Here is a 13443-nt window from a genome sequence, read left to right as displayed (position 1 = left end):
CATGTTGCATTCCCATGCCGAAATCCGCCGGCGCATCGACGCGCTCGGCCCGTGGTTCCACAACATGGAACTGGCCGGCGTCGAAACCGCGCCCGACCATTTTCTCGGCAATTACCCGCTGATCAAATGGCGCAAATTCGCCGACGCCATACCCGCCGATCTGGCCGGCAAGACCGTGCTGGATATTGGCTGCAACGCCGGCTTCTACTCAATCGAGATGAAACGGCGAGGCGCCGCCCACGTCCTCGGCATCGATTTCGACGAGGCCTATCTGGCGCAGGCCCGCTTTGCCGCCGAGATCGCGGACTGCGAGATCGAATTCCAGAAACTGTCGGTCTACGACGTCGGTGCCCTGCGCGAGACATTCGACGTCGTGCTGTTCATGGGAGTGCTTTACCATCTGCGCCACCCCTTGCTCGCCCTCGACCTGATCCGTGAGCACGTCGCCGGCGATCTGATGATCTTCCAGTCGATGCAACGAGGCAGCAAGGAGCTGCCCGAGCTGGAAGAGAACTATCATTTCTGGACGCATGATTTGTTCGACCGGCCGGAATTTCCCAAGCTGCATTTCATCGAACACCGCTATGCCGACGATCCGACCAACTGGTGGATACCGAACCGGGCCTGCACCGAAGCGATGCTGCGCAGCGCCGGTTTCGAGATCGTTCTACATCCCGAGCAGGAGGTCTATTTCTGCCGCGCTGCCGGCGCGCCGGCCGGCGGCGGTGCGATTTACCCGTCGAAAGGAAAGCTCCATGATTGAAGCCGCGATGATCTGGAACGAGCCCAACAACAAATCGCATTGGGACCCCGAGCTTGACCCCGATTGGAGCCGCTTTGCCAGGATGGCGGTCCTGTCGGCGGACGCGATCGCGTCCGAGAACCCGGCTCTGACAAAAGTGCTTGGCGGCATCTCGCCGATAGACCCCGGCTTTATCACCCGCATGAAGGAATACGGCGTGCTGGACCATGTCGATGCCGTCGCGGTGCACGGCTTTCCTCTCGACTGGAACCTGTGGCAAATTCAGGAATGGCCGCAGAAGATCGGCGAGATCGCGAACGTCACCGATCTCCCCATCTGGGTCAGCGAGGTCGGCGTATCGACCTTCGGGGCCGAGGAAATACAGGTCTGGGGACTGAAGCGCACCGCCGAATTGCTGCTCGGCAACGCACCACGTATCCAGTGGTACAGCCTCTACGACCTTCCGCGTGAATGGGAAGCAACGACGCGGCATCGCGAAGCGGAGGGATCCTCCTACTATCGTCATTTCCACATGGGGCTGCTGCGCCAGGACGGCACGCCGAAGCCGGCGCTGGAGGAATTCCTGCGCTACACACCCGCAATGGGGCTGGTGCAGTGGTTTCATTTCGAGGACCCGCGACTGGACGACGCCGTCGCCTGGATGAAGCGGCTCGGCGTCACCAACATGCGCACGGGGCTTTCCTGGGCCGACAGCTTCAGGCCGAATGCGTTGGACTGGTTCGATCGACAGATGGAGGCACTTGCGGATTTCGACGTCACGGCCACCTTCTGCTTCACGCCTGAACATCGTGGAATGATGCCTCACCACACCAGCCCTCCATTGGTGCCCGAGGAATTCGCCGAGTTCTGTGCAACGATGGTCCGCCGCTACGCGCCCGTCATGATATCCGCCTCGCGCCCGACGCAGCGGGCCTCGGCTGCGTGAGGCTCTCATGCGACCCGGTCCGCGATCATTGACTGCATCGACCGAAGTAGAAGCTCACGGGTCCACCAATTCACTGCCTCTGGCACCGTGGCTCGGCCGGCCATGACGCTCACCGTCCTCAATGTCGCCTATCCCCTCGCGCCTGTCGGACCGGATGCGGTCGGGGGTGCCGAACAGGTCCTGTCGATGCTCGATCGGGCACTGGTTCGCACGGGTCACCGGTCGATCGTCGTCGGCTGCCGGGGCTCCAGCGCGAGCGGCACGCTTGTGGAGACACCGGCGGAAAGCGGCGTGCTCGACGAGGCGGCCAAGAGCCGCGCGCAGCAGGCTCATCGCGACGCGATCGCCGCTGCCCGCGCCAGCTGGCCGATCGATGTGGTTCATCTACACGGCATCGATTTCGATGCCTATCTACCAGACGGTGGCCCGACCTTGGTGACGCTTCACCTGCCGCTGGATTGGTATCCGGCCGAGGCACTGCGCCCGACGCGCGACGACCTGTGGCTTCATGCGGTCTCGGCCGCCCAGCAGAAAACCGCGCCATCAGGCGCCAGACTGGCGGCGCCGATTCCGAACGGCGTCGACATAGAGGCGCTCAGCCTGCCGCAAGCGAAGCGCGACTTTGCACTGGTTCTCAGCCGGATCTGCCCGGAAAAGGGCATCCACCTGGCGCTGGACGCAGCCAAGCAAGCAGGTGTGCCGCTGGTTGTCGGCGGCAAGGTCTATCCCTATGAAACGCACGCGCGCTACTTTCGCGACGAGGTCCAACCTCGCCTCGATGGCCGCCGCCGCTTCCTTGGTCCGCTCGGTTTCACCGCCAAGCGGCGCTTTCTCAACGCAGCGCGCTGTCTGGTCATCCCGAGCCTTGCCGCCGAGACCAGCTCACTTGTCGCCATGGAGGCGCTGGCCTGCGGCACACCGGTGGTCGCCTTTCCGAATGGTGCGCTTCCCGATGTCATCGAGCATGGCAGGACAGGCTTTCTCGTCAATACGATCGACGAGATGGCGCAAGCCATCATTGCGGCGTCCAGCCTCGACCCCGAGACATGCCGGGCCGAGGCGCGGCGGCGGTTTTCGCTGGAACGAATGATCTCGTCTTACATGGACGCCTATCAAGCGCTGGCACGACTCGGCACCGATGCCGGGCGCCTCGCCGTCACACCGTGAGCAAGCCTGTGTTGCGCAGCGAGATCATCGATGATCCGGCGCGATTCGATACCCTTGCGCCGCATTGGTGGAGATTGTGGGAGCAGAGTTCCTCGGCGACGCCGTTTCAATCTCCCGCCTGGCTGGTGCCATGGTGGCGCACATTCGCGCCCGGCGACCTGGCGACGGTCGCGGTCTGGCGCGGAGGCGATCTGATTGGGCTGGCGCCGCTCTATCTCGAGCACGGAACCGCTGGGTCGAAACTTCTTCCGGTCGGCATCTCGCTCAGCGACTATCTGGACATCCTGTGTGTCCCCGGCACCGAGGCTCAGGTCGTCGCGATCATTGCCGAAAAGATCCTCTCGGTCGGCTGGTCGCAATGGATTCTGTCGGATTTGCCGGAAGGCGGTGCCGGTCTTGCGGTTACACACCCCGATCTGAAGGCGGGGCGGCCAGCCGCACATGGCGCTTGCCCCGTGCTCGCCATCGCCGGCGACGAAACCCTTGCGGGCTGCGTGCCCTCCCGACGCAGGCGGCAGTTACGACGGGCGCACCAAGCGGCGTCCAGACGCGGCCGGACCGCGTTGTCGTCGGCACGAGGCGATGCCCAAAGTTTCCTCGACCAGTTGATCCGCCTGCACCACGCGCGCTGGGCCGGACACGGAGGTGGCGTGTTGGCCGATGTCGCCGTGGAGCAATTCCACAGGCGCGCAGTACCCTTGCTCGACGCTCGCGGCCTAGTCCGATGCTGGCTGTTGGCAATTGATGGCAAGACCGTCGGCGCCTATTACGGCTTCCACCATCGCGGTCGCGCCTATGCCTATCTCGGCGGCTTCGACCCTGCCTATGCCGAGGAGAGTCCAGGTGCGATCCTGATCGGCCACGCGATCGCGGAGTCGATCCGCGAGGGTGCCCGCGAGTTCGATTTCCTGCGTGGTCAGGAGGCCTACAAATACGGCTGGGGCGCCATCGACAGGTGGACGATGCGCAGGATCTGGACGCGGAGCTGATAGCATGAGTGCAGCCGGGTCAAAATCCGCCCAGCGCCGGATGGCGATTAGATCGGTCGTAAAAGGCTGCATGGCCGATGGTGTTTGCGCCGAAGCCGTCGTCGCCAGGCTGGCGCTTCACCTGCGGGTGGAGATCAGGGTGGCGGAATTGGCGGAGATCGTGCTGGAGGTCGTTCCCTCGAATTCGCAAGAAAAGGAACGGCTGCAAGAGGTAGCCGGGCTGCTTCGCCGCAAACCCGGCGCCTTTGCGACCTTGCGAGCGACGGGAGCGGCCGTTCGGCACGCACGCGACGACGACGAGACCGATGCCGCTGTCGTCAGGCGGCTGGCGTTGAGCTTCGATGCGGCGGCAGCGATTTCGCAAACAGCGAGTGTCCAGCTCGCATCGCTCGGTGATGAGGAAAGGCTGTCGGCCACGACCGAGGAAGTCGCTGCATGGCTCAAGGAGCAGGACTTCACCGGAACCGGCCGGGACATTCTGGACATTGGTTGTGGCATCGGCCGTTTCGAGCGTGCGCTTGCCAAATCATTCAACCGGATGGTGGGCATCGATATATCCTCGCGGATGATCTCCATTGCCTCCGACCGATGCGCCGCGTTGGGCAATGTCGAGTTGCGTCAAACCTGCGGTCTTGATCTGACCGAATTCGACGACAGCAGTTTCGATTGCGTGCTGGCGGTCGACAGCTTTCCTTATCTGGTTCTGGCCGGCATGGCCGAGCGGCATTTCGATGAGATCGCACGCATTCTGAAACGGCCGGGCTGGCTGGCCCTGCTGAACTATTCCTATCGCGGATCGCTTTTTTTGGACCGCACCGATATCGGCCGTCTGGCGGAAGCTCACCAATTGCGGGTCGTCATCAATGGCGAGAAGCCGTTTCGGTCGTGGGATGGCGACGCCTTCCTGCTTGCTCGTGCGGCGGAACATTACCGCGCGCCGCCAGTTCGGACGTCGAACAAGAGGCGCTGAAGAGCGTCACCGATCCGAAGGAGGAAATCATGGCATCCGGCGACAAAAAACATTTCGGCCGCGGCACCCAGGGCAAGGGTACCGGCGCCGGCGCGATGACCGACCTGCCCAAGGACAAGGTCGGAGAAAACGCGGTTCTGTCCAATCGCGACAAGAAACAGCACAGCGAGGAGCGCGGACTGGATGGCAATCGCATCAAGTCCGACCAATATCAGGACCATGCCGCGAACCAGTTGCCGAAGGATTGAACGGCGTCACACCGCATTCTTGGCCCGCGGCGATGTAAGATTAAGGAAATAAACCTGTGCAAGGGCCGCCGGTAATCATGCCGGCGGTGGATATCGCCTTGTAATCTCGAGCATTTGTCACCACACTAAGGTCAAGGGACTGCTATTATCAAGAGAATTTGGATGTCTCGTTCGAGGGATGATACGGTGGACCCGCAATTCGGTCTGGCTATGGACCAGGAGATCACTTCTCTCCTCGACGCCATAGAGCAGGAAAAAATTCCAGACCGGCTGACCAGGCTGGCGATGGAGTTGCAAAACGCGCTGATCGAGAAGCGTCGACGTGACGTGAAGAACTGACTATCTGCGGCTGTCACCCTCGATACCGAGTTGACCATCCGATAGATGATTTCGTCTCTCCATCAATGTCTGCAGTGAACTCTCCCCAAGCAACTCGAGAATATTGGCGCGGGCACGATTCAGCCGACTTTTGACCGTCCCTACCGCGCAGCCGCATATCTCGGCCGTTTCCTCATAGCTTACTCCCAGAACGCCGATCAGCATCAGAACCTCGCGTTGGTGTTCAGGTAGCCTTTGAATGGCGCCGTGAACTTCCTTGCTCTGAACGCTCCATTCCTGGGTCGCTTCCGAAATCGGCCTTGAAGATGCACAGTCGAGCAGGCCTGGCGCTTCCCGGGCAGCAATCTTGATCCGGGTATAGTAAGTGTTGCGCATGATGGTGAAGAGCCACGATTTCATGCGTGTGCCGGGTTCGAACTTGTCGATGTTGGCGAGCCCCTTGGTCAGCGTCTCCTGCACCAGATCGTCGGCATCGTCGGGGACGCGACAGAAGGTACGCGCGAAAGCCCGGAGGGCGGGTATGAGGTCAACGATGGAAACTTCATTGGTTTCCTGGTCGGCCGAAATGTAGCCTCCGGATGACAATGGTCCAGCTCCCAGAAGAAAGAGTGTACGAATGCAGCCCCTGCTAAATGCATGGAAGTTTGGTTCGTTCCTCGCACCGAGGACAACTCTTCAGAAATTCGGCAGGCCGCAACGATGACGCCTCCTTCGATGATGGATCCGCAGCGCACCCGTTCTTTTTGGGAACAAAGCCGCACACCGGCAGTTTGACGCCCTGAATACTTTAATCTTCCGGCATCAAATCGAGGATCTTTCATGGCCAAATCCGCCCGTCGCTCCGCTCGCCAATCGGCAAGTGGACTGGAACCGGATAGCGCGCGTGGAAACGGCGGGGAATTGCACCAGATCGCCGGAGGTGAGACGCCCACTCTGACCACAGCGCTCGGAACACCCGTCTCCGATGATCAAAACACATTGCGGATCGGCGAACGCGGACCATCGCTGATCGAGGACTCTCATTTTCGCGAGAAGATTTTTCACTTCGACCACGAACGCATCCCGGAAAGGGTCGTCCATGCCCGCGGCTACGGCGCGCATGGCTACTTCGAGACCTACGGGTCACTGGCCCAATACACACGTGCCGACATTTTCCAGAGAGCCGGCGAAAAGACGCCGGCTTTTGTGCGGTTCTCGACGGTTGCCGGCAACAAGGGCTCGTTCGATCTCGCCCGGGACGTGCGCGGCTTTGCGGTCAAGCTCTACACCAGGGAAGGCAATTGGGATCTGGTCGGCAACAATATTCCGGTCTTCTTCATCCAGGACGCGATCAAGTTTCCCGATCTGATCCATGCCGCCAAGCAGGAGCCGGACCGGGCCTTCCCTCAAGCCCAGACCGCGCACGATAATTTCTGGGACTTCATCAGCCTGATGCCGGAATCGATGCACATGGTGATGTGGATCATGTCAGATCGCGCGATCCCGCGCTCCTTCCGCTTCATGCAGGGCTTTGGCGTGCACACGTTCCGCCTCGTCAACGCGAAAGACGAATCCACCTTCGTCAAATTCATCTGGAAGCCTAAGCTCGGCATGCAATCAGTGGTTTGGAACGAGGCGGTCAAGATCGATGGCGCCGACCCCGACTTTCACCGTCGCGATCTGTGGGAAGCCATCCAGTCCGGCAATTTCCCGGAATGGGAGTTGACGGTGCAATTGTTCGATCAGGCGTTTGCCGACAACTTCGACTTCGACATCCTGGACGCGACAAAGATCATTCCTGAAGAGATACTCGAGCCAATCCCGGTCGGGCGGCTTGTGCTGGACAGGATGCCGGACAATTTCTTCGCCGAGACCGAGCAGGTCGCATTCATGACGCAGAATGTGCCGCCCGGGATCGACTTCTCCAACGATCCGCTTCTGCAGGGCCGCAACTTCTCCTATCTCGACACCCAATTGAAACGGCTGGGCAGCCCGAACTTTACCCATCTCCCGATCAATGCCCCGAAGTGCCCATTCGCCCATTTTCAACAGGACGGTCACATGGCCATGCGGAATCCAGTGGGACGCGCCAACTACGAGCCGAATTCATGGGGATTGGGACCGCGCGAGGATCCGCAACGCGGCTTCCGTTCCTTCGGCAATGCCGAGGAAGGCCAGAAAATACGCCTGCGCGCGGAAAGCTTCGCCGATCACTACAGCCAGGCCCGGCAATTTTTCAACAGCCAGACCCCGCCGGAGCAGCGTCACATCGCCATGGCGCTGACGTTTGAATTAAGCAAGGTCCAGGCACCGGCGATCCGCGAACGCATGGTCTCGCATTTGCTGAACATCGACGAAACCCTGGCGACTACCGTCGCCGGTAAGCTCGGCATTCGCGATATGCCCGAACCCGCCGAGACAGCGGTTCCGACGCGCAACGACTTGCCGCCGTCGCCGGCGCTCAGCATCATCGAAAACGGGCCCGACAGTTTCAAAGGCCGCAAAGTCGGCGCCTTGCTTAGCAATGGAGCCGACATCGCACTGTTCGAAGAACTGCGTTCCGCCATCGAAGCGGAAGGCGCGGTAATGGAGGTGGTTGCGCCCAAGGTTGGCGGCGTCGAGGCGGCTGACGGCACCAACATCGAGGCCAGGCACATGATCGACGGCGGTCCATCGGTCTTGTTCGACGCGGTGGTGCTGCTCCTCTCCGAGGAAGGCGCCGAGATGCTGCTCAATGAGGCGGCCGCGAAGGACTTCGTGTCCGATGCCTTCGCTCATTGCAAGTTCATCGGCTTCACACCGGGAGCCGGGCCTCTCCTGGCCAGGGCGGGCGTCGCTCCCGATGCCGATGAGGGGCTGATAGGGCTTGATACCGCAGCTTCCGTGAAGACATTCGTGCAGACCTGTCGCAAACTGCGCCTGTGGGCGCGGGAGACAGCCGTCAAGCTTTGATAGGACAGCGATGCCAGCTCTTGACTGCGGGCCTGGTTTGCAGCCAGGCCTTGGCGCTATGGTTGTTGGCTGGCCTTCCTGGCCGCCTCTTCTCGCTGCTTTTTCAGCACCTCGTCGGTCCCGACCAGCTTCTTTGCTCCGCCTGGAATGGCTGTGGACACGACCGCTGGCGGGTCGCTCGCGGGAAAAGAATCCTCCAACCCGGCCTGCAGTTGATCCTCGAGCGTCTGCGGTTCTTCGGAGCGGCCGGGCGTCCTGCGGGTTTCTGTCTTTTCCAGCGACTGTTTCTTCTTGGGCGAATCGTTCGCTTCCCGGATCACGGCATAAAGCTGCTCGATCGCGAATTCCTTGATCGTTTCGAAATCGGCCCGGTCGTCCTTCGTCGCTTCGATCTGGGCGACCATGGCCTTCTCGAACCGCTCAAGGCTTTCACCTCCACAGGCGTGGGAAAGCCGCAGCAATGCTTCGTGCAGCATCATCGGAGTGAAATGAGCTGAAGCCTCTAGCCTGAGTTGCCGCAGACGATCCGGAGTGGCGGCCTGGAAGTTTGACATGGCGGTGTCCTCTCTCTCACAAGCGTGTCAACGACAATTGATCGCCGATGTTCCGCCACGCCTGAAGATACTTCACGTCCCGCGAATTACAGGAACCAGCTTGCCGCCAGACCCGCCGACGCCGAAAAAATCGCCAGGGTCGTCGCGCCACCCAGGATGTTCGTGCTTTTGCTGTTGACCTTGTCACCCATGATCTTGCGATTGTTGGTCATGATGAGAATGAGAAGCAGGAGCGGAGGCGTGGAAAACCCTTGCACGATGCCCGACCAGACCATGGCTTTCATCGGATTGAAGCCGAGGAAATTGAGACCCACCGCCACCAGCGTGATTATCCCGATCGCCATGTAGAATTTAGGAGCCTGCCGGGGTTTGGCATTCAAGCCATTCTTCCATCCCATCGCTTGGGCGAAATCAAAGGCAGCGCCAGCCGTCATGACCGGCACAGCCAGAAGGCCGACGCCAATTACGCCTGCGGCAAAAAGAATTCCCGCCGCATCGCCGGCAAGCGGCCGCAGCGCTTCGGCCGCCTGCGCAGCGGTGTCGATCTGAGTCTGGCCGGCTTTGTAGAGCGTCGACCCTGTCGAAAGAATGATGAAATACATGATCAGATTGGAGAACGTCATGCCGATCAGGATATCGCGGCGGGATCGCCGGAGTTCGCCCTCGGTGGCGCCCTTGCGTTCTTCAAGGGTCGTTCTGCCCTTGGCAATCTCCTCCTCCACCTCCTGGTTCGACTGCCAGGTGTAGAGATATGCGGAGAGCGTCGTCCCGACGATGGCGACCAGGATGGACAGGTATTCGCGGCTGAACTCGATCCTTGGCAGCAGCGTGCCGCGAAGGACCGAAGCCGCATCCGGTTTGGCAAGCAGCGCGGAGACCACATAGGCAAGCAGCGCCAGCGCCAGCCATCGGAACACATCGCGGATCAAGGTGTAGGATCCAAATACCTGCAGGGCAAAAATGACGATCGCGACGACAATGACGATCAGTGGACCAGGCAGCGGAACGAACAACATAACGGCCGCCGACATGGCACCAAGGTCGGCGGCTGCCTCGATCGTATTGCCAATCAGCACGCCCGTCAGAACAGACCATAGCAGCCAACGCGGATAGAAATCGGATATGACCTTGAATAGCCCACGACCCGAAACCTGACCAAGTTTGGATGAAAGATAGACGACGAGATACATCATCGGCAGAGTAACCGGTGCTGTCCACAGCAGGTCGGGCCCAAATCGGGCTCCGGCACTGGCGTAGGTACCGATCGCCGAACAATCGTCGTCAGCCGCGCCGGTAATCAGTCCAAGCCCGAGGGCCCGGACAACGCCGCCTTCCTTTCGCTCGCTTTTCCTCTGGCCGGCACTATCCAGTGGCTCGCTCATTGGAAGCGCATCTTTACCGAGGGCATGCAAAACGTCATGACAAACATTCCAACCAGGTGCCGACAAAGCGGGATTTGAAGCTGCGCCAAGACGCGGCTCGAACCACTGGTCAGGCTTTTTGTTCCTGGAGTACGTTGGGGTCCCGACAGCCGCCCGGCCGCCGCTTTCCGACATGTCACGATTTCTTGTGATGAAGGAACCAACCCGTGCTTCACCGGTTCGGCCCTATCACCGGAGCGATCCTGACATGGCAAATGCAGCAGAAATTCTCGTCGACACACTCATCGCGTGGGACGTGGACGTGGTGTTCGGCTTGCCGGGAGACGGCATAAACGGCGTCATGGAAGCGTTGCGCACCCGGCGGGACAAGATAGCCTTCGTGCAGGTCCGGCACGAAGAGTCGGCTGCCTTCATGGCGTGCGCCTATGCCAAATGGACAGGAAAGCTAGGCGTCTGCCTGGCAACGTCCGGTCCCGGCGGAACGCATCTTCTGACCGGCCTTTATGACGCCAAGCTCGACCAGGCTCCGGTGCTTGCGATCACGGGCATGCAGTTCCACGATCTGATCGAGACGTTCACGCAGCAGGATGTCGATCTGACGCGCGTGTTCGACGATGTCTCCGTCTACAATGCCCATGTCTCCGATGCCGCGCATATGGAAAACGTTGCCAGCCTCGCCTGCCGAACCGCGCTGGCGCGTAAGGGCGTCGCCCATCTTTCGATTGCCAGTGACGTGCAGGAGCAAGAGGGCGATCCCTCAAAGCGCAGCAAACGCAACCGCCCGGCGCACACGCCGCAGCAAATGTTCGCCGGCCACACCATGCCGCTGGACGCCGAGCTTGACGAAGCAGCCGCCATTCTGAACCGCGCCTCGCGAGTGACGATCCTGGCCGGACGCGGCGCCGTCGGCGCGGCCGCGGAACTCGAACATGCCGCGCATCTGCTGCAGGCACCTGTCGCAAAGGCCTTGCTGGGCAAGGCGGTGCTGCCGGACGACCATCCTCACACGACCGGCGGGATAGGCATCCTCGGAACCCTGGCTTCACAAGAAGCGATGGAGACCTGCGACGCGGTGCTGATCGTCGGTTCCACCTTCCCCTACATCGAATACTACCCCAAGCCCGGGCAGGCCCGTGGCGTCCAGATCGACTGCGATGCGCAGCGCATTGGCCTGCGCTTTCCGGTCGAGGCCGGCCTTGTCGGGGACGCCGCCGAGACACTGCGCGCGCTCAATCAACGTCTGACCCAAAAGCCTTCCGGTGAATTCCTGCAACACTCCCAGGAAACCATGAGGAGATGGCGCCAGATGATGAGGCAATCCGAAGACGCGCGGGCGCATCCGCTGAAGCCGCAAACGATTGCTCGGGCGTTCGGTCAAAGACTGGCCGACGACACGGTGCTGGTCACCGACTCCGGTCAGAACACGGAGCTTGCCGCCCGCCATGTCGATCTTCGAAGCGGCCAGGCGTTTGGCGTATCCGGATCGCTGGCATCCATGGCTTGCGGCCTTACCTATGCCATCGCCGCCGGCATTGCATTTCCCGGTCGACCGGTCGCCGCTATCGTGGGAGATGGAGGTTTCGCCATGCAGCTGGGCGAATTCTCGACGGCGGTGCGCTACAAGATTCCGCTGAAGATTCTGGTCGTCAAGAACAACATGCTCAATCAGATCGCCTGGGAGCAGATGATGTTTCTGGGTAATCCGCAATTCGGTTGCGAACTGCAGCCGATCGATTTTGCCAAGGCGGCGGAAGCGATGGGTGCAAGCGGTTTTCGCATCGAGCGGGCCGATCAGATCGAGACTATTCTCGACGAGGCCTTCGCAACCGAAGGTCCGGTTGTGATCGAAGCGCTGGTCGATGCCTATGAGCCGTTGATGCCGCCCAGGATGCCGCCCGACTATGCCAAGAATTTCCGCCAGGCCTTGCCGCAGACGCCGGGGCACGAGCGCATCGAAGAAAATATTGCCCGGGAGCCGGCGAAGTCGATGATGGATGCCTAGAGCAATTCCCGCGAAAATGCGAAGCGGTTTGCGTTCGGAATTGCGTAACAAACATATAGAGCATCGGAGGCGAACCTGTTTTCGCCGGAAATACTCTGGAGTCGCGAAATGCAGCCAGGAGAGCAATGCCCCAGAGGCGGAGGATGAGCTTCGACGCACTCTTCTCGACCTCTATCTGCTATGGCAGCGGCGCCCCGCAAGCCGGTTGGACGCTGGCGTTTCCGATTACATTTCCGCTCGCGGCGGCTGTGTCGCTGTACATTGCTGGCGCCAGCCGGCTCTGGCGTCGGAGCGGACGCGGACGTCCTTTGCGGTCGCGGCAGGCCTTGCTGTTTTTCGCCGGCTGGGCCGCACTGGCGGTCGCGCTTGTAAGCCCGATCCACGCATTGGGCGAACATGTGTTTGCCGCTCACATGGTCGAGCACGAACTGCTGATGGCCATCGCGGCACCGCTGCTGGTCGCTTCCCGACCGATGGCGGCAATGATGTGGGCGCTGCCCGCGCGGCTGCGCCAGACGCTCGGCGCGGCTGGGCACACAAACATATTTCAGGTGATCTGGGCTGTCATGAGCCGCCCTGTGGTCGCGACTTTCCTGCACGGAATCGCGATATGGACATGGCATGTTCCAGCGCTGTTTGAGGCTGCGCTCCAGCAGGGCTTTCTGCACTATGCCCAGCATGCGAGTTTTCTCGGCACCGGGCTCCTGTTCTGGTGGGTGCTGCTGCCCCGCCCTGGCCGCGAACAAGACTGTGGCGGTGCGGTCATGCATCTTTTCTTCACCTCGCTGCACACCGGCTTGCTCGGGGCGTTGTTTGTCGTTTCGCGCAGGCTGTGGTACCCGGAAAATGCCATCGGCTCGAAACTGTGGGGCCTCAGCCCACTCGAGGATCAGCAATTGGCGGGCCTGTTGATGTGGATTCCGGCCGGCCTGATCTATGGCGGAGCCGCACTGCTCCTGGCCGCTTTCTGGATTGGAACAAGCGGGCGGCGGCACGCTTCCCACCTGCCCATCATCTAGAGCCGCGCTTCCGCCGTATGCTGAAGAACGGCCGCCCCTCGCCTTGGTTCGACAAAGTATTCCCTGAGTTCGCGCTCTTTCCAGGGACGGTAGCGTTGCCAAGCATCCTTTTGCAACCAACCGCGTTATGGCCTTGGCAACGATGGTGGATCCT

13 protein-coding genes are annotated in these 13443 nt (G+C 61.0%); 10 read left to right on the top strand and 3 right to left on the bottom strand.

The features are described from left to right. The first annotated feature begins 1 nt into the window (after nt 1). The 7 genes from M653_RS0116405 (at nt 2) to M653_RS1000000137305 (ending at nt 5401) form a co-directional block, all read left to right on the top strand. Nucleotides 2-763 (top strand): TIGR04290 family methyltransferase, encoded by a 762-nt coding sequence (locus M653_RS0116405; RefSeq protein WP_027144330.1) that lies wholly within the window; start codon nt 2-4, stop codon nt 761-763. Further along, a complete protein-coding gene (locus M653_RS0116400) occupies nt 756-1688 on the top strand; it encodes a beta-xylosidase (protein ID WP_027144329.1) in 933 nt (310 codons plus the stop codon). Before M653_RS0116405 ends, M653_RS0116400 begins: the two co-directional genes overlap by 8 nt. Nucleotides 1689-1790: 102 nt before the next feature. Beyond that, nucleotides 1791-2855: a glycosyltransferase family 4 protein gene (locus tag M653_RS0116395; protein ID WP_027144328.1), complete on the top strand. Its 1065-nt coding sequence runs from the start codon at nt 1791-1793 to the stop codon at nt 2853-2855. Beyond that, nucleotides 2852-3844, top strand: coding sequence for a GNAT family N-acetyltransferase (locus tag M653_RS0116390; protein ID WP_027144327.1), 993 nt, complete (start codon nt 2852-2854; stop codon nt 3842-3844). The genes M653_RS0116395 and M653_RS0116390 overlap by 4 nt, the downstream gene beginning before the upstream one ends. Nucleotides 3845-3914: 70 nt before the next feature. Beyond that, nucleotides 3915-4814, top strand: coding sequence for a class I SAM-dependent methyltransferase (locus M653_RS01000000132730; protein ID WP_245262170.1), 900 nt, complete (start codon nt 3915-3917; stop codon nt 4812-4814). A gap of 29 nt (nt 4815-4843) precedes the next feature. After that, nucleotides 4844-5062: a hypothetical protein gene (locus M653_RS0116380; protein ID WP_027144326.1), complete on the top strand. Its 219-nt coding sequence runs from the start codon at nt 4844-4846 to the stop codon at nt 5060-5062. 186 nt (nt 5063-5248) lie between these two features. Then, entirely contained in the window at nt 5249-5401 is a 153-nt protein-coding gene (locus M653_RS1000000137305) for a hypothetical protein (RefSeq protein ID WP_181165834.1), read from the top strand. Here M653_RS1000000137305 and M653_RS0116370 read toward each other — a convergent pair whose 3' ends face one another. Next, nucleotides 5402-5986, bottom strand: coding sequence for a sigma-70 family RNA polymerase sigma factor (locus M653_RS0116370; RefSeq protein ID WP_181165831.1), 585 nt, complete (start codon nt 5984-5986; stop codon nt 5402-5404). 234 nt (nt 5987-6220) lie between these two features. Between M653_RS0116370 and M653_RS0116365 the strand changes: the two genes are divergently transcribed. Further along, nucleotides 6221-8332, top strand: a complete 2112-nt coding sequence (locus tag M653_RS0116365) for a catalase (protein WP_027144324.1) — start codon at nt 6221-6223, stop codon at nt 8330-8332. Between the two features lie 56 nt (nt 8333-8388). On the opposite strand, the gene M653_RS0116360 is transcribed toward M653_RS0116365, so the two are convergent. Then, complete coding sequence (locus M653_RS0116360) at nt 8389-8886, bottom strand: hypothetical protein (RefSeq protein ID WP_027144323.1); 498 nt, start codon at nt 8884-8886, stop codon at nt 8389-8391. 86 nt (nt 8887-8972) lie between these two features. Then, the gene (locus M653_RS0116355) at nt 8973-10442 is read right to left on the bottom strand and encodes an Nramp family divalent metal transporter (protein WP_348626235.1); all 1470 of its coding nucleotides are present in this window, start codon (nt 10440-10442) and stop codon (nt 8973-8975) included. Between the two features lie 73 nt (nt 10443-10515). Between M653_RS0116355 and M653_RS01000000132725 the strand changes: the two genes are divergently transcribed. Together M653_RS01000000132725 and M653_RS0116345 are read left to right on the top strand one after the other, a co-directional pair. Next, nucleotides 10516-12270 carry a thiamine pyrophosphate-dependent enzyme gene (locus M653_RS01000000132725; RefSeq protein ID WP_032935362.1) on the top strand — a complete coding sequence of 585 codons (1755 nt, stop codon included), beginning with the start codon at nt 10516-10518 and terminating at the stop codon, nt 12268-12270. Nucleotides 12271-12413: 143 nt separating this feature from the next. Further along, entirely contained in the window at nt 12414-13289 is an 876-nt protein-coding gene (locus M653_RS0116345; RefSeq protein WP_027144321.1) for a cytochrome c oxidase assembly protein, read from the top strand. Nucleotides 13290-13443 lie beyond the last annotated feature (154 nt).

The organism is Mesorhizobium sp. WSM3626 (assembly GCF_000513935.1).
GTDB classification, from domain to species: domain Bacteria; phylum Pseudomonadota; class Alphaproteobacteria; order Rhizobiales; family Rhizobiaceae; genus Mesorhizobium; species Mesorhizobium salmacidum.
Note: the sequence above shows the minus strand (reverse complement) of the source record. Positions and strands in the feature narration are given on the sequence as shown.

Coding starts and splice junctions, on each gene's coding strand:
- M653_RS01000000132725 (WP_032935362.1), top strand. CDS start 10,516: ATGGCAAATGCAGCAGAAATTCTCGTCGACACACTCATCGCGTGGGAC.
- M653_RS0116355 (WP_348626235.1), bottom strand. CDS start 10,442: ATGTCGGAAAGCGGCGGCCGGGCGGCTGTCGGGACCCCAACGTACTCC.
- M653_RS01000000132730 (WP_245262170.1), top strand. CDS start 3,915: ATGGCCGATGGTGTTTGCGCCGAAGCCGTCGTCGCCAGGCTGGCGCTT.
- M653_RS0116365 (WP_027144324.1), top strand. CDS start 6,221: ATGGCCAAATCCGCCCGTCGCTCCGCTCGCCAATCGGCAAGTGGACTG.
- M653_RS0116345 (WP_027144321.1), top strand. CDS start 12,414: ATGAGCTTCGACGCACTCTTCTCGACCTCTATCTGCTATGGCAGCGGC.
- M653_RS0116360 (WP_027144323.1), bottom strand. CDS start 8,886: ATGTCAAACTTCCAGGCCGCCACTCCGGATCGTCTGCGGCAACTCAGG.
- M653_RS0116405 (WP_027144330.1), top strand. CDS start 2: ATGTTGCATTCCCATGCCGAAATCCGCCGGCGCATCGACGCGCTCGGC.
- M653_RS0116395 (WP_027144328.1), top strand. CDS start 1,791: ATGACGCTCACCGTCCTCAATGTCGCCTATCCCCTCGCGCCTGTCGGA.
- M653_RS0116400 (WP_027144329.1), top strand. CDS start 756: ATGATTGAAGCCGCGATGATCTGGAACGAGCCCAACAACAAATCGCAT.
- M653_RS0116380 (WP_027144326.1), top strand. CDS start 4,844: ATGGCATCCGGCGACAAAAAACATTTCGGCCGCGGCACCCAGGGCAAG.